The 15,932-nt window shown below is 71.5% G+C and carries 15 protein-coding genes; 3 read left to right on the forward strand and 12 right to left on the reverse strand.

Annotated features, from left to right (window positions below):
* Positions 1-186: 186 nt before the first annotated feature.
* The 5 genes from ACP4J0_RS37560 to ACP4J0_RS37580 form a co-directional block, all read right to left on the reverse strand.
* Positions 187-1,884 (reverse strand): uroporphyrinogen-III synthase, encoded by a 1,698-nt coding sequence (locus ACP4J0_RS37560; RefSeq protein ID WP_426524934.1) that lies wholly within the window; start codon positions 1,882-1,884, stop codon positions 187-189.
* A complete protein-coding gene (gene hemC, locus ACP4J0_RS37565) occupies positions 1,881-2,840 on the reverse strand; it encodes a hydroxymethylbilane synthase (RefSeq protein WP_426603783.1) in 960 nt (319 codons plus the stop codon). The genes ACP4J0_RS37560 and hemC overlap by 4 nt, the downstream gene beginning before the upstream one ends.
* Complete coding sequence (locus tag ACP4J0_RS37570) at positions 2,837-4,588, reverse strand: glutamyl-tRNA reductase (RefSeq protein ID WP_426603785.1); 1,752 nt, start codon at positions 4,586-4,588, stop codon at positions 2,837-2,839. Before ACP4J0_RS37570 ends, hemC begins: the two co-directional genes overlap by 4 nt.
* Entirely contained in the window at positions 4,585-5,361 is a 777-nt protein-coding gene (locus ACP4J0_RS37575) for a redox-sensing transcriptional repressor Rex (RefSeq protein WP_426603787.1), read from the reverse strand. Before ACP4J0_RS37575 ends, ACP4J0_RS37570 begins: the two co-directional genes overlap by 4 nt.
* A gap of 274 nt (positions 5,362-5,635) precedes the next feature.
* Positions 5,636-5,968 (reverse strand): glutaredoxin family protein, encoded by a 333-nt coding sequence (locus ACP4J0_RS37580; RefSeq protein ID WP_426603803.1) that lies wholly within the window; start codon positions 5,966-5,968, stop codon positions 5,636-5,638.
* Between the two features lie 258 nt (positions 5,969-6,226).
* Between ACP4J0_RS37580 and ACP4J0_RS37585 the strand changes: the two genes are divergently transcribed.
* From ACP4J0_RS37585 to ACP4J0_RS37595, 3 genes are all read left to right on the forward strand, one after another.
* Entirely contained in the window at positions 6,227-7,156 is a 930-nt protein-coding gene (locus ACP4J0_RS37585) for an HAD family hydrolase (RefSeq protein WP_426603789.1), read from the forward strand.
* A 337-nt stretch (positions 7,157-7,493) separates the two neighbouring features.
* Complete coding sequence (locus tag ACP4J0_RS37590) at positions 7,494-8,288, forward strand: ECF subfamily RNA polymerase sigma factor, BldN family (protein WP_426524946.1); 795 nt, start codon at positions 7,494-7,496, stop codon at positions 8,286-8,288.
* A gap of 262 nt (positions 8,289-8,550) precedes the next feature.
* The gene (locus ACP4J0_RS37595) at positions 8,551-9,795 is read left to right on the forward strand and encodes a DUF5667 domain-containing protein (protein ID WP_426603791.1); all 1,245 of its coding nucleotides are present in this window, start codon (positions 8,551-8,553) and stop codon (positions 9,793-9,795) included.
* 101 nt (positions 9,796-9,896) lie between these two features.
* On the opposite strand, the gene ACP4J0_RS37600 is transcribed toward ACP4J0_RS37595, so the two are convergent.
* From ACP4J0_RS37600 to ACP4J0_RS37630, 7 genes are all read right to left on the reverse strand, one after another.
* Complete coding sequence (locus ACP4J0_RS37600) at positions 9,897-10,997, reverse strand: lysophospholipid acyltransferase family protein (RefSeq protein ID WP_426603793.1); 1,101 nt, start codon at positions 10,995-10,997, stop codon at positions 9,897-9,899.
* A 14-nt stretch (positions 10,998-11,011) separates the two neighbouring features.
* Positions 11,012-12,073, reverse strand: coding sequence for an NAD-dependent epimerase/dehydratase family protein (locus ACP4J0_RS37605; protein WP_426603795.1), 1,062 nt, complete (start codon positions 12,071-12,073; stop codon positions 11,012-11,014).
* A 221-nt stretch (positions 12,074-12,294) separates the two neighbouring features.
* Positions 12,295-12,393, reverse strand: coding sequence for a 30S ribosomal protein bS22 (locus tag ACP4J0_RS37610; protein WP_003948845.1), 99 nt, complete (start codon positions 12,391-12,393; stop codon positions 12,295-12,297).
* 171 nt (positions 12,394-12,564) lie between these two features.
* Positions 12,565-12,777 (reverse strand): helix-turn-helix domain-containing protein, encoded by a 213-nt coding sequence (locus ACP4J0_RS37615; RefSeq protein WP_004984898.1) that lies wholly within the window; start codon positions 12,775-12,777, stop codon positions 12,565-12,567.
* A gap of 130 nt (positions 12,778-12,907) precedes the next feature.
* Entirely contained in the window at positions 12,908-13,723 is an 816-nt protein-coding gene (locus tag ACP4J0_RS37620) for a phosphatase (protein WP_426603797.1), read from the reverse strand.
* A gap of 186 nt (positions 13,724-13,909) precedes the next feature.
* Positions 13,910-15,082 (reverse strand): acetoin utilization protein AcuC, encoded by a 1,173-nt coding sequence (locus ACP4J0_RS37625; RefSeq protein ID WP_426603799.1) that lies wholly within the window; start codon positions 15,080-15,082, stop codon positions 13,910-13,912.
* Between the two features lie 94 nt (positions 15,083-15,176).
* Positions 15,177-15,833 carry an HAD family hydrolase gene (locus ACP4J0_RS37630; RefSeq protein ID WP_426603801.1) on the reverse strand — a complete coding sequence of 219 codons (657 nt, stop codon included), beginning with the start codon at positions 15,831-15,833 and terminating at the stop codon, positions 15,177-15,179.
* Positions 15,834-15,932 lie beyond the last annotated feature (99 nt).

The raw sequence follows: 15,932 nt of genomic DNA on the forward strand, positions 1-15,932 counted from the left end.
GGACGCCCTGGAAGAGGCACCATGAACCACGCCACGAACCGCGGCCCGTCGACCACCCGCGAACACTCCCACGCCGAGGCCCCCCCCCCCCCCCCCCCCCCGGGGGGGGGGGCCCCCCCCCCCCCCCCCCCCCCCCACCACGTCGCACTCAGCCTCCCGGCCACACGACGTTACGGCCTCACGGCCTCAGGTCGAAGACCGCCGCCTCCGCGCCCCCGGCCGCCGCTCGCTCGGCCGCGTCACCGGATCCCCGGCCTCCACCGCCGCCGCGCGACGCCGCAGGCCGAAGTCGGCCAGGGCCTCCGCCAGCTTGTGGACGGACGGCTCGGGAGCCATGACATCCACCCGCAGGCCGTGCTCCTCGGCCGTCTTCGCGGTCGCCGGACCGATGCACGCGATCACCGTGACGTTGTGCGGCTTGCCGGCGATGCCGACCAGGTTCCGCACCGTGGACGACGACGTGAAGAGCACCGCGTCGAAGCCGCCGCCCTTGATCGCCTCCCGGGTCGTGGCCGGCGGCGGCGAGGCGCGCACCGTGCGGTAGGCGGTGACGTCGTCGACCTCCCAGCCCAGCTCGATCAGCCCGGCGACCAGCGTCTCGGTCGCGATGTCGGCACGAGGAAGGAAGACCCGGTCAATGGGATCGAAGACCGGGTCGTACGGCGGCCAGTCCTCCAGCAGGCCCGCGGCCGACTGCTCACCGCTCGGCACCAGGTCCGGCTTCACGCCGAAGGCGATGAGCGCCTTCGCCGTCTGCTCCCCGACCGCGGCGACCTTGATGCCCGCGAAGGCACGGGCGTCCAGCCCGTACTCCTCGAACTTCTCCCGGACCGCCTTCACCGCGTTGACCGACGTGAACGCGATCCACTCGTACCGGCCCGTCACCAGGCCCTTGACCGCCCGCTCCATCTGCTGCGGGGTGCGCGGCGGCTCCACCGCGATGGTCGGGACCTCGCTCGGCACGGCGCCGTACGACCGCAACTGGTCGGAGAGCGACGCCGCCTGCTCCTTCGTACGCGGCACGAGGACCTTCCAGCCGAACAGCGGCTTGGACTCGAACCACGACAACTGGTCGCGCCGGGGAGAGGCGGAACGCTCGCCGACCACGGCTATCACCGGGCGCCCACCGTCCGGGGACGGCAGCACCTTCGCCTGCTTCAGCGTCTGCGCGACCGTGCCGAGCGTCGCCGCCCAGGTCCGCTGCCGCGTCGTCGTACCGGCGATCGTCACCGTCATCGGGGTGTCCGGCTTGCGGCCCGCCGACACCAGCTCACCGGCGGCCGCGGCCACCGAGTCGAGCGTCGTCGACACGACGACCGTCCCGTCGGAGGCGCCGACCTCGGTCCAGCAGCGGTCCGACGCCGTACGGGCGTCCACGAACCGCACGTCGGCACCCTCGGCGTCCCGCAGCGGCACACCGGCGTACGCCGGCACACCGACCGCGTTCGCGATACCGGGGACGACCTCGAAGGGCACCCCGGCCGCGGCGCACGCCAGCATCTCCTCGGCGGCGTACGTGTCGAGCCCGGGGTCCCCGGTCACCGCACGCACGACCCGCCTGCCGCCCCGCGCGGCCTCCATGACAAGATGTGCGGCATCCCGCACGGCGGGGACGCCCGAGGTCGTTGACGCGCCGTCAACAACCTTCAGCTGGGGCGCGCCTGTGCCCGGATCCGACGGATCGGCGTCCGTGTGCACTTCCGACACGCCCTGCCTCGCGTGCGTGCGTACGACGTCGAGCACCTCGTGCTCGGCGACGAGGACGTCCGCGTGCGCCAGTGCCTCCACGGCGCGCAGAGTCAGCAGTCCCGGATCTCCGGGTCCGGCACCCAGGAAGGTGACGTGCCCGTGTTCCGGACCGGTGGGAAAGGTGGTGGGGCTCAATGTGCTCGCTCCCCCATCAGACCGGCCGCGCCCTGGGCGAGCATCTCGGTGGCGAGTTCGCGACCGAGTGCCATCGCCGCGTCGTGCGTCTGGGGCACGGGACCGGTGGTGGACAGCTGCACCAGCGTCGAGCCGTCGGTGGTACCGACGACGCCGCGCAGGCGCATTTCCTTGACAACCTGCCCGTCGGCCAGAAGGTCGGCCAGCGCGCCCACAGGGGCGCTGCAGCCGGCCTCCAGGGCGGCGAGCAGTGACCGCTCGGCCGTCACGGCGACCCGCGTGAACGGGTCGTCGAGTTCGGCGAGCGCGGCGACGAGGTCCGCGTTGTCCGCGGTGCACTCGATCGCCAGTGCCCCCTGGCCGGGAGCGGGCAGAACCGTGTCGACCGACAGGAAGTCGGTCACCTCGTCGATGCGGCCCACCCGGTTCAGCCCGGCGGCGGCCAGCACGACGGCGTCGAGCTCACCGCTGCGGACGTATCCGATGCGGGTGTCGACGTTGCCCCGGATCGGGACCGTCTCGATCTCCAGCCCGTGGGTGCGGGCGTACGCGTTCAGCTGCGCCATGCGACGCGGCGCGCCCGTCCCTATCCGCGCCCCGCGGGGCAGGTCGGTGAGCTTGCGCGCGTCCCGGGCGACGACCACGTCCCGCGGGTCCTCGCGCTCCGGTACGGCGGCCACCACCAGCCCCTCGTGCGGAGTGGTGGGGAGGTCCTTGAGCGAGTGAACCGCGAAGTCCACCTCACCCCGCAGCAGCGCCTCGCGCAGCGCGGCCACGAACACGCCCGTGCCGCCGATCTGCGCCAGCTGCTCCCGCGAGACGTCGCCGTACGTGGTGATCTCGACCAGCTCAACGGGCCGACCGGTCACCTGGCTCACGGCGTCCGCCACCTGCCCGGACTGGGCCATGGCGAGCTTGCTGCGCCTGGTCCCCAGCCTCAGTGCCTTCTCAGTCATGCCGGCCCTCGGTTCTTCTCAGTGCTGTTCTCGGCGCGGGAGACGGAGGCCACCGTCTCGGGGTCGAGGTCGAACAGGGTGCGCAGCGCGTCCGCGTACCCGGCGCCGCCGGGCTCGGCGGCGAGCTGCTTGACCCGTACCGTCGGCGCGTGCAGCAGCTTGTCGACCACACGCTTGACGGTCTGGGTGATCTCGGCGCGGTGTTTGTCGTCGAGGCCCGGCAGCCGCCCCTCCAGCCGGGCGATCTCGCCCGCCACGACGCCGGCGGCCATGCTGCGCAGCGCGACGACGGTGGGAGTGATGTGCGCGGCCCGCTGGGCCGCCCCGAACGCGGCGACCTCGTCGGCGACGATCCGGCGGACCATGTCGACGTCGGCGGCCATCGGAGCGTCGGCCGACGCGTCGGCGAGCGACTCGATGTCCACCAGGCGGGCCCCGGCCAGCCGGTGCACCGCGGCGTCGATGTCGCGCGGCATCGCGAGGTCGAGCAGGAAGAGCACCGGCTGCGGGCGCGGCACCTCGGCGACCGGCTCGGGCCGGCGGCGCTCGGGAACACGGCCCACGCGCGTCGCCGTCGCGGCGAGCGCGGTAATCAGCTCGGCGTCCGCCTCGGCGCCCGGCCGCCCGGCCTCGCGCGACCGCTCCACCGTCGCACCGCCCGCGGCCCAGGCCCCGTGCTGCTCCAGCGTCGCCGCGTCCATGCCGGCCACCGCGGCCTCCCCCATGACGGAGAAACCGGACGGCACGGAGGACAGGTCCAGCGGGCAGTTCTCGTCGGCACCGGCACCGGTCGCGGCACCACCAGTGGCGCCGCCCTGCAGAGGCGTTTCAGCTGCCTCCCGTACGCCACCGGGGCCGGCCTCGGCCACCGGACGCCCGGCACCGGGCTCGACGGCGGGGACGCCGGTACGGCCCTGCACCGCCGCCGCCACGGCGTCGGCCGTGAGGACCAGCCCGGTCGCGCCGGTACAGGAGACGGCCACGTCGGCACGTGTCAGCTCGACCGGCACCGAGTCCATCGGTACCGCGCGGGCCAGCACGTCCGTGTCATCGCCCTGGGAAAGGATCTGGGCGAGCCGCTCGGCCCGCTCGAAGGTGCGGTTGGCGACCACGATCTCGGCGACCCCGGCCCGCGCCAGCGTCGCGGCGGCCAGCGAGGACATCGAACCGGCGCCGATGACCAGGGCCTTCTTGCCCCGCGCCCACTCCTGGACGTCGGCTCCGGCGGACAGCTGCTCCAGGCCGAAGGTGACCAGGGACTGCCCGGCGCGGTCGATGCCGGTCTCGGAGTGGGCCCGCTTGCCGACCCTCAGCGCCTGCTGGAACAGGTCGTTCAGCAGCCGTCCGGCGGTGTGCAGGTCCTGCGCCCTGGCCAGGGAGTCCTTTATCTGGCCGAGGATCTGCCCCTCGCCCACCACCATCGAGTCGAGCCCGCAGGCCACCGAGAAGAGGTGGTGGACGGCCCGGTCCTCGTAGTGCACGTAAAGATAAGGAGTGAGCTCCTCCAGGCCGACCCCGCTGTGCTGGGCGAGCAGCGTGGACAGCTCGGCGACACCGGCGTGGAACTTGTCCACGTCGGCGTACAGCTCGATGCGGTTGCAGGTGGCCAGCACCGCGGCCTCGGTGGCCGGTTCGGCGGCCACCGTGTCCTGCAACAGCTTGAGCTGCGCGTCCGCGTTCAGCGAGGCCCGCTCCAGGACACTGACGGGGGCACTGCGGTGGCTCAGTCCGACGACGAGGAGGCTCATGCCGGCATCACGGCGGGAACGTCCCCGTCGGGTCCCTTGTCGGCGGAGTCGGCGGGGTGCTGCTGCCTGCGGGCGGCGACGGGCGGCGCGACGCCGTCGGCCGCGGCCTCCTCGCCCGCCTTGCGCTGCTCGTGGAAGGCGAGGATCTGCAGCTCGATGGAGAGGTCGACCTTGCGCACGTCGACGCCCTCGGGGACGTTCAGCACGGTCGGCGCGAAGTTCAGGATGGAGGTGACACCGGCGGCCACGAGCCGGTCGCAGACCTGCTGGGCGGCACCGGCGGGGGTCGCGATCACACCGATCGAGACACCGTCGTCCTGGATGATCTTCTCCAGCTCGTCGGTGTGCTGCACGGGGATCCCGGCGACGGGCTTTCCGGCCATTCCCGGGTCGGCGTCGATGAGCGCGGCGACCCGGAAACCGCGGGACGCGAACCCGCCGTAGTTGGCGAGCGCGGCGCCGAGGTTACCGATACCGACGATCACTACCGGCCAGTCCTGGGTGAGCCCCAGCTCGCGGGAGATCTGGTAGACGAGATACTCGACGTCGTAGCCGACACCCCGGGTCCCGTAGGAGCCGAGGTAGGAGAAGTCCTTGCGCAGCTTCGCGGAGTTGACTCCCGCCGCGGCCGCCAGCTCCTCGGAGGAGACCGTGGGCACCGAGCGCTCGGAGAGCGCGGTGAGGGCGCGGAGGTACAGCGGAAGCCTGGCGACGGTGGCCTCGGGAATCCCTCGGCTGCGGGTCGCCGGTCGGTGTGTTCGGCCAGTTGCCACGGTGCTCCTGCGGGTAGAGCGGGGCTGTAGGCGGTCATACGTCCCTACATGACCGCCCCGTCGAATGCAGGCTATGTCTTTGTGAACGCGTGCACAAAGATGGTGTCCGATTTGCCCGGCCAACGTGACCGGGCTCACGCGCGCCCGGCGTGCGAACCGGGAACCGGCGCACTCGCACCCGCGTTCCTCTCCCATCGGGGGCAAAGCCGCACACACTCCTCACGATCAACGCCCCCGAGACCAAGTCACCATCGATCCTAAGCGACCATCCGGACTACTTGGACTCGTCGGTCAGTGCCTTGCGCAGGCGTTCCTCGTTCACACGCCAGAAGGTGTGCTGCCTGCCGTCGACCAGGACGACCGGGATCTGTTCCCAGTACGCGTCGTGGAGTTCACGGTCCTCGGTGATGTCCTTCCCCTCCCAGGGGACACCGAGGTCGGCACAGACCTTCTCGACGACGAGCTGTGCGTCATCACACAGGTGACAGCCGGGTTTGCGGATGAGGGTGACGAGATGGTTCTCGGAGTGCTCAGAGGACTGCGCGGGCTGCGGGGCCCCCGGGGTCGGCGAGGGCTTTCGGCGGAAGAGGGGACTCATGCCGGCCATTCTCGCGCGCACGACGCCGCGAGCCGACCCCTCGACGGCGGCCGGACCGCCTGCCGGGCCGGCACGCCGACGCGCCCGCGGGACCGGTCCTTCAGCGAGGCCTTCGCGGAGGCCCGCACCCGGCTCTTCACCGACGCCTCCACCGGGCCCTCCGCCGGTACCCTCACCGAACCCTTTGACGACACGGTCGCGCGGAGTTCACAGCCTCCGAACCTCTCGGCTCCGAAGCCTCCGAACAAACTGGCTATGCTCACGGACATGGCCGCTCTTCGATGGCTCACTCCCCGTAGGCGCTCCGCCACGGCACGGAGCGTGTTGGCAGGCGAGGCCTCGGCGGAGGCAGCCCGCAAGTCCGCGCAGTCCGCACAGGACACCTCACCCGACACGGGTGCGGAAGCCGAGTTCCCGGTCCACGGTGACGACAGGGCAGCCGCCTTCTTCGACCTCGACAACACCGTGATGCAGGGCGCCGCGATCTTCCACTTCGGCCGGGGCCTGTACAAGCGGAAGTTCTTCGAGACCCGCGACCTCGCCCGGTTCGCCTGGCAGCAGGCATGGTTCCGGCTCGCCGGGTTCGAGGACCCGGAGCACATGCAGGACGCCCGCGACTCCGCACTGTCGATCGTCAAGGGCCACCGGGTCTCCGAGCTGAAGTCGATCGGCGAGGAGATCTACGACGAGTACATGGCCGAGCGAATCTGGCCCGGCACCCGCGCCCTCGCCCAGGCCCACCTGGACGCCGGGCAGAAGGTCTGGCTGGTCACGGCGGCCCCGGTGGAGATCGCCCAGGTGATCGCCCGCCGCCTGGGCCTGACCGGCGCACTGGGCACCGTGGCCGAGTCGATCGGCGGCGTCTACACGGGCAAGCTGGTCGGCGAGCCGCTGCACGGCCCCGCGAAGGCCGAGGCGGTGCGCGCGCTGGCGGCGGCGGAGCGCCTGGACCTGTCCCGCTGCGCCGCCTACAGCGACTCCCACAACGACATCCCGATGCTGTCGCTGGTCGGACACCCGTACGCGATCAACCCCGACAGCAAGCTGCGCAAGCACGCCCGGGAGCTGGAGTGGCGGCTGCGCGACTACCGCACGGGCCGCAAGGCGGCCAAGGTCGGCATCCCGGCGGCCGCGGGCGTCGGCGCCGTGGCCGGCGGCACCGCGGCGGCCATCGCGCTGCACCGCCGCCGCCGCTGAGTCACCCGACGGGCCGCCCGCCGGGCCGCCCGTCGAGCCATCCATGGGACGTACCCCCGGAGCATCCCCTCCAGTCCCCCTTTCCCACATTGACCACAACACGCTCTGCAGTCACAAAGAACCTGAACGGTTCCGGTCGTCAACCGATCACTCTGTCGCAACCGATCGACCGTCAATCGGGCACAGAAGCGACGTAATCGATGATTTGAGCAACTGGGCGTAGCAGCACCTGTACGAAGCGTTATTCTCCTCAGACGCATTCCGGCACCCCACCTTCGCTACGACGGGTGAATGGTTCCGTACTGCACGTGATGGAAGCTCTGCCTCTGGGAGTCCCGTGTACCCACACGTCGGGGTTGACGCCTCGGGCCTGGCTACGCTGCGCGCAACGGTCAAATCAGCCCAAGACCTGTTGCGCGGCTTCGTCCCCACCGCGTACGCCTTTCCCGCCCTCGCCGCGGCCACCGCCCCCGTCGGCCCGTGCTATGCACTGGCCGACGGAAGCGCCGCCGTCGGCAGACGCGCGCGGTCGTCCTCGTCCGGGACCGCCGCCACCACCCACCGCCGCCCCGCCGCGGACAGCGACAGCGCCCGCATGATGGACCTGGTCGAGCGGGCCCAGGCCGGCGAGGCCGACGCCTTCGGACGGCTCTACGACCAGTACAGCGACACCGTGTACCGCTACATCTACTACCGGGTGGGCGGCAAGGCGACCGCCGAGGACCTCACCAGCGAGACCTTTCTGCGCGCCCTGCGGCGCATCGGCACCTTCACCTGGCAGGGCCGCGACTTCGGCGCCTGGCTGGTGACCATCGCCCGCAACCTCGTCGCCGACCACTTCAAGTCCAGCCGCTTCCGGCTGGAGGTCACCACCGGCGAGATGCTCGACGCCAACGAGGTCGAGCGGTCCCCCGAGGACTCCGTCCTCGAATCACTCTCCAACGCCGCCCTGCTGGACGCCGTACGACGGCTCAACCCGCAGCAGCAGGAGTGCGTGACCCTGCGCTTCCTCCAAGGCCTCTCGGTCGCCGAGACCGCCCGTGTCATGGGCAAGAACGAGGGCGCCATCAAGACGCTCCAGTACCGGGCCGTGCGCACCCTCGCCCGACTGCTCCCGGACGACGCGCGCTGAGCTCCCGGCGCCCCGGAGGCGCCGCACCCGCCGAAACTCCCCGCGTTCCCCAAATCACCGTCGGTGAAAGCCTGTTGTACCCGCGGTCCGATCACCCACCGTCCGTAACCCAAGTGCCGCGCCGCTCGTTGTGCCGGATGCAGGCTCCCTGTGGTCACCCCCTGGCCGACTCCGATCACACGATCGGGTGGTTCAGATCAGGGTGTGCAACCCTCAGGACCCCCTGGGGAGTCGACCGTCATGACGAGAGGAGGTGCCGCCAGTGATCGCGAACGTATCGGCACACCGGCGGGCGAACGCCTTCGCCCAGGCTCTGGAGGAGCAGTCCGATCCCGGGGCGGCGACCGAGCAGTCCGGAGGACCGGCCGACGCCGGGGCCACCGCGGAACCGACCGGGCAGGGTCGTCTGTTGACCCTCGCCGCCGGCCTGGAGACGCTGCCCCGGCCCCAGCTGGATCCCGAGGTCAAGGTCGTCCAGCGGGCCCAGCTGGTGGCCGCGTTCGAGGCCATGCTGCAAGAGGGCACCGCGGGCGACGGGGCGACGGACAGTCCGGTACCGGAGCAACGCCGCGCGCGCGGCACCCACCGGGCGGCCTCACTGAGCAGGTTCCGGCCACGCTCGCGGCTGGCCAAGGGCCTCACCGCGGGCGGACTGAGCGTGAGCGTGGCCGCCGGAGCCTTCGGCGGAGTCGCCGCCGCCAGTTCGGACGCCCTGCCCGGTGACTCGCTCTACGGCCTCAAGCGCGGCATCGAGGACTTCCGCCTCGGTCTCGCCGACGGGGACGACGAGCGCGGCCGGGCCCACCTGGACCTGGCATCGACCCGGCTCAACGAAGCACGCCGGCTGATGGAACGCGACCGCGGCGGGCCCCTCGACCACGAGTCCCTCAGCGAGGTCCGCCGTGCCCTGTCCGGCATGGAGCACGACGCCTCCGAGGGCCACCGCCTGCTCAGCGCCGCCTACGCCCGCGACCCCGACTCACTCGCCCCCATGCAGGCCCTGTCCACCTTCTCCCGCTCCCACCGGGAAACCTGGGGAGCACTGCGCGACCGGCTTCCCGTGCAGCTCGGGGACGTCAGTGACCAGGTGTCCTCCGTCTTCGACGCCATAGAGGACGACGTGGCCCCGCTGCAGTCCATGCTGCCGGAGCAGCCGTCCCGGGACGACGACAGCGGAGACAGCGGCCGGCAGGACAGCTCCGAGTCCGCCACCACCGGCACCCCCGGCTCCGGCCACTCGTCCGCTCCCAGCACCGGCGACACCGGTACGTCCGAACGCGAGCGCACGGACAGCGAGAGGCCCAGCGAGTCGGCCGACTCCGGCCGCGAGAACGACGGCCTGCTCGGCGGCGGCACGGGCGGCCTGCTCGACCCGCCGAAGGACACCGGCACCGCCTCCCCGCCGACGGGCGACAACACCCCGCCCGCGGAACCGGACGTCACCCTCCCGCCCCTCCTCCCGGGCCTCCTGCCCGGCCTGGGCATCGAAGCGGACGACGCGGACTGACCCGGCGGCATGACGGTGGGGTGCTCCCTCGAGTGGAGGGAGCACCCCACCGTCATGCCGCCGTACCGCAGAAGAGCCGTACCGCAGAAGAACGGGATACCTCAGAAGAACACCGACCGCCGCTGCACCAGCAGCTTGTAGAGCGTGTGCTGAATCTGCTCCCGCACCTGGTCGGTCAGATTGAACATCAGCATCGGATCCTCGGCGGCCTCCGCCGGATAGCCGTCCGTCGGGATCGGCTCGCCGAACTGGATCGTCCACTTCGTCGGCAGGGGCACCGCACCCAGCGGCCCCAGCCACGGGAAGGTCGGCGTCAGCGGGAAGTACGGAAAGCCCAGCAGCCGCGCCAGCGTCTTGGCGTTGCCGATCATCGGGTAGATCTCCTCCGCGCCGACGATCGAGCACGGAATGATCGGCGCCCCCTGCCGCAGTGCCGTGGACACGAAACCGCCGCGCCCGAAGCGCTGGAGCTTGTAGCGCTCACCGAACGGCTTGCCGATGCCCTTGAACCCCTCCGGCATCACCCCGACCAGCTCGCCCTGACCGAGCAGCCGTTCGGCGTCCTCCGCACAGGCCAGCGTGTGGCCGAGCTTGCGGGCCAGCTCGTTGACCACCGGCAGCACGAAGACCAGGTCGGCCGCCAGCAGACGCAGATGCCGGTCCGCCGGATGATGGTCGTGCACGGCGACCTGCATCATCAGCCCGTCCAGCGGCAGTGTCCCGGAGTGGTTGGCGACGATCAGCGCACCGCCCTCGGCCGGGATGTTCTCCACGCCCTTCACCTCGACCCGGAAGTACTTCTCGTACACCGGGCGCAGCATGGACATCAGCACCTGGTCGGTGAGCTCGGCGTCGTAGCCGAAGTCGTCGACCTCGTAGTCGCCGGTGAGGCGGCGGCGCAGGAACGCCAGACCGCCCGCGATACGCCGCTCCAGGCCACCGCCGTCCGACCCCTGCGACCCCGGCCCCTGAGAACCCGGCTCCGGCACCCCGGACGACTCGGACGTCACGGGGACGTCGTCCGGCGCGGGCTCCCGCACCGGCAGGGGCTGCACCTCGCGTACCGGCACGGACTCCGCCGTGCCCTTGCGCCGGCTCCCCCCGCCGCGGCGCCGCGGCGGGCGCTGCGCCGCGTTCCCGCCGCTCCCGCCGCTCCCCCGCGACCGGTCGTCGTCGAACGGAATGACCTTGGCGTCCGCCATCGTTGATGCGCTCCTCAGTTGGCGCTCTGCGTCGGGAGGTGGCCACTGCCCCGCAGGGACAGCTCCGCGATCCGGTCGACGGCCCCCGCGAGGGCCTCGGGGGGCAGCAGTCCGGTACCGCGGCCGCGCGCGAAGTCCGCGAACGCCCCGGCCGTCGTGTACTTCGGCCGGAAACCCAGGGTCTCGCGCATCTGCGTGGTGTCCACCACCCGCCCGTGGGTGAGCAGCCGGATCTGCTCGGGGGAGAAGTCCGTCATCCCCAGCGTACGCACGAGCGAGCCCGTCCAGGTGACCGCGGGCAGCAGCAACGGCACCGTGGGGCGGCCCATCCGGCGCGAGCACTGGGAGAGCAGCAGGACACCGTCGCCGGCGATGTTGAAGGTGCCGCTGTTCAGCGTGCCCCGCCGCGGCTCGTGCGAGGAGAGCCGCAGCACCTCGATCACGTCGTCCTCGTGCACGAACTGCAGCCGCGGGTCGTAGCCGAACACCGTCGGCAGCACCGGCAGCCCGAAGTAGGAGGCGAGCGGCGTCTCCGCCCCCGGACCGAGGATGTTGGCGAACCGCAGCACGGTCACCGCGACGTCCGGCCGACGGCGCGCGAAGCCCCGTACGTACCCCTCGACCTCGACCGCGTCCTTGGCGAAGCCGCCGCTGGGCAGGGACTTGGGCGCGGTGGTCTCGGTGCAGACGGCCGGGTCGCGCGGCGCGGACCCGTACACGTTCGTACTGGACTTCACCACGAGCCGCCGCACGGTCGGCGACTTCTGGCAGGCGCCGAGCAGCTGCATCGTGCCGATGACGTTGGTCTCCTTGACCGACGTCCGGCTGCCGCCGCCCAGCGGCGTGCCCGTGACGTCCATGTGGACGACCGTGTCGGCGCCCGTCTCGGCGAGCACCCGCCCGATGGCCGACTGCCGGATGTCGGCCTGGACGAAGTCCGCGCCGCCCAGATGGTGCTCCGGCGTGACGGCGTCCACCCCCACGACCCGGTCCACGTCGGGATCACGCTGGATGCGCCGCACGAACCGGCCCCCCAGCTGACGGGCCACTCCGGTGACGAGCACGACCTTGCCCAAGACCAGCGCCTTCCTTCCGCCCTACTGCGTACCCTGCCGCGTTCCCCGTCCGCCGGCCAACTTAGCCGGTCGGTGTTGCGCTGTGATGACCGCCGGATGCAGCAAGTGACGGAAAACGCGCGGCCGTGCCCCGCGCCCGAAGCCTCGCACCCGGGATACGACTGTGGCCCCCCACCGGATGCGGTGGGGGGCCACAGACCACGCTGACGGCGCAGCGTCGCTTACTTCTTGTTGCGACGCTGAACGCGCGTGCGCTTGAGCAGCTTGCGGTGCTTCTTCTTGGCCATCCGCTTGCGCCGCTTCTTGATAACAGAGCCCACGACTACCCTCGCTCACTTCTCATCACTCGGTTGTTGGGCGCCATGGGCCCACACGACCTACGAGGGGCTAGCCTACCCGCCCGAGCGCTGAGGTCGTAATCGAGGTGCCGAGGGAGGTCCCGGAGGCCGGGAGAGGCCCTGACGAGCCCTGAGAGCCTCCCCGGGCCGCCGTCAGGCCGTTTCCACCCCCACATAGCTCTCACGGAGGTACTCGTGAACCGCTTGCTCCGGGACGCGGAACGACCGTCCCACCCGGATCGCGGGCAGATGACCGCTGTGCACCAACCGGTACACGGTCATCTTGGACACGCGCATCACCGAGGCGACCTCCGCCACGGTCAGGAACTGAACCTCGTTCAGAGGCCTTTCGCCAGCTGCAGCCATGACACACCTGAACCTTCCGCACTCGACGGCCACCGGCTTCCCCTTCCGGTGACTCTTCGTCGTTGCGTGCTCACTCCCCAATGTAGGGGCGGGTGATGCGAATGGGGAAGAGGTGCACCCCACAGCTCCCCTACCGTGACAGACACGCTCGATTGAGTACGTAGCGGGTAAGCGGCCGGTAGTACTCAGACCGCACAGCGTCATCAAGCGGAACGACGACGGACACGGACCCCTCTGCCTGCCCCACGAAGAGCGCGGGATCGTCCGTATCGGCCGGACCGATGGCCTCGAACCCCAGCTGACCTGCTCCGCAGACCCATCCGTGGTCCCCGATCACCAACTCGGGAAGCGGCCCGCCGGCCTCGGCCGCGGCGGCCAGCGCGGTACGAACCGGGAGCGGTGAATGCGTGTGTGCGCCGGGCTCACCACCGGCGTGCCCGGCGGCGGGTTCCCGCACCAACGCGACTCCCCGGACGTAGTCGAGGTTGTACGTGCGTAGACCGAACCGGGTCGTTATGTCGACACGGCGACCCTGCGCCGGGGTGAGGACAGCACATCCCGCCGCCGACAGCGCGTCGGCCAAGGCGGCGTAGAAACCGAGCAGTCGATGGGGGTGCCCGGTGCCGAGGAGGACCGGGCCGCGACGCTGAGCGACCACGGCGAGCCGATCGGCGAAGGCGTCCAGAGCCGCCAGTGTCCGATCGGGATCAATCACGTCCTGGCCCGAAGTGTCGTGCGGATCGGCCGAAACCCCGCACCTCTCCGCCATCAGCCCGAGCAGCTCCTGCTGCCCCCAGTCCCCTTCCGGGTCGATTCCGATCAGCACCCTCGGATCCCGGGCGGCGAACAGCCGGTAACTCCGCAGACTCGCCTCCCGTGAAGTCGCCACGGGCCCGGCAAGACGGACGTCCAGAAGATGAGCCCGAAGAGCTCCACGGGTCAGCACGAGCCCGATGCTGCCGCGTCCGCCCGTCCCCGGAGCGAGGAACGCGGGAATCGACCCACGGTCGGCGTAACGCCCCGCGACACCCGAGAGCGGTCCCACCCCGCACAGCTGCGGCCAGTCGTACGCCGCCCCAGCCGCGGGCACCACGCACACCCCGGCACCGGCACCCTGCGCCCGCGGGCGCCGTCACGCGAGCAGCCCGCGCAACGGAAACACCGCCCGCCGAGCCGCCAGCACCGCCTGGTCCAACCGGTCCGCGGGGTCGTACCCCGCCTCCCACGGTGCCCAGGACACCGGCCACCGGCCGTCGGTCATCCGCATCGGCCCGAGCTGCCGTGTCCGTGCGAACACGTCCTGCCGCCACCCCTCCGGAATGACCGTCTCGGGCTCCACCGGCCGCCCCGCCGCGATCCCCACCAGATGCGTCCACGACCGCGGCACCACGTCCACCACGGCGTACCCGCCGCCCCCCAGCGCCACCCACCGCCCCTCGGCGTACTCGTGTGCCAGCTCATGACACGCCACCTGCACCGCCCGCTGCGCGTCCAGCGACACCGCCAGGTGCGCGAGCGGGTCCTCGAAGTGCGTGTCGGCGCCGTGCTGCGTCACCAGCACCTGCGGCCGGAAGTCCGCGATCACCTCGGGTACCACCGCGTGGAACGCCCGCAGCCACCCGGCGTCCCCGGTCCCCGCCGGCAACGCGACGTTCACCGCCGACCCCTCCGCGCGGTCCGACCCCGTCTCCTCCGGCCACCCGGTCTGCGGGAACAGCGTCCGCGGGTGCTCGTGCAGCGACACGGTCAGGACCCGCGGATCCTCCCAGAACGCGGCCTGCACCCCGTCCCCGTGATGCACGTCGACATCGACGTACGCGACCCGCTCGGCCCCCAGCTCCAGGAGCCGCGCGATCGCCAGCGCCGCGTCGTTGTACACGCAGAACCCCGAGGCCGCGCCCGGCATCGCATGGTGCAGCCCGCCCGCGAAGTTCACGGCGTGCAGCGCGTCCCCGCGCCACACCGCCTCCGCCGCACCCACCGACTGCCCGGCGATCAGCGCGGACGCCTCGTGCATCCCCGTGAAGGCGGGATCGTCGATCGTCCCGAGTCCGTACGCGCCGTCCGCCGAACCGGGATCCGCCGACGCCGCCTTCACCGCGTCGATGTAGTCCTCCCGGTGGACGAGCCGCAGCGTCGACTCCCCGGCCGCCGGCGCCGCGACGACCTCGGCCTCCCGGTCGAGCCCCAGGGCACCGACCAGTCCTCGCGTCAGGGCGAGCCGGACCGGATCCATCGGATGCTCCGGGCCGAAGTCATAGCCCGTTACTGCCTCGTCCCACATCAGCTGTGCGCGGCCGCTCATGCCCGCCACCGTATCGGTCCGGTCGAGCCCGGAACGCGCCGCGAACGCCTGCGGCACCAGCACACACAACCCCAACCCCAACCCCAACCCCAGATCAGCTTTGCCGGCACATCAGCACGTCGGTCAGCTCCCCCATGTCGCCGAAGAGCCGAGTGGCCCCGGTCAGCCTGGCCGCCGGTGTCATCGCTGTGAACCCGTACACATCCATCCCGGCCGCGACTGCCGCCCGCACGCCGAGCGGGCTGTCCTCGATCACCGCACACCGCTCCGGAGCGACCCCCATCCGCTCGGCTGCGTACAGGAAGAGGTCCGGTGCCGGCTTTCCCCGCCCCACGTCCTGGGAACTGAAGATCCGCTCGTCGTCGAACCACCGGTCCAGCCCGGTCTTCCGGTGCCCCACCCGAATGCGTTCATGACTTCCGGAGGAGGCGACGCAGTACGCCACCCCGTCCGCCGCGAGCTTCTCCAGCACGCCGACAGCGCCGGGCACGGGCTCCAGGTCCCGTTCGAAGGCCGCGAACACCCGCCGATGGAACACGTCGTCGAAGTCCGCGGGCAGTCGCCGCCCCGTCCGCTCCAGGATGAGGTCGTGGACCCGGTGCATGGCGGCGCCCATGTAGTCCCTCAGGGAGTCGTCGTACGACGTCGGGTGTCCCAGCTCGGTCAGATAGCCGGCCAGGAGCCGATTGGAGATCGGCTCGCTGTCGACGAGGACGCCGTCGTTGTCGAAGATAACCAGGTCGTAGCGCATACAAAGACAGTAAACGCGCCAGTAAACGCAGAAAACCCCGCACCGTTCCCGGTGCGGGGTTTCCTCGCAATAATTGTTCGGCGGCGTCCTACTCTCCCA

Origin of the sequence: Streptomyces sp. WG7, from assembly GCF_049975785.1 — a bacterium.
GTDB lineage: Bacteria > Actinomycetota > Actinomycetes > Streptomycetales > Streptomycetaceae > Streptomyces.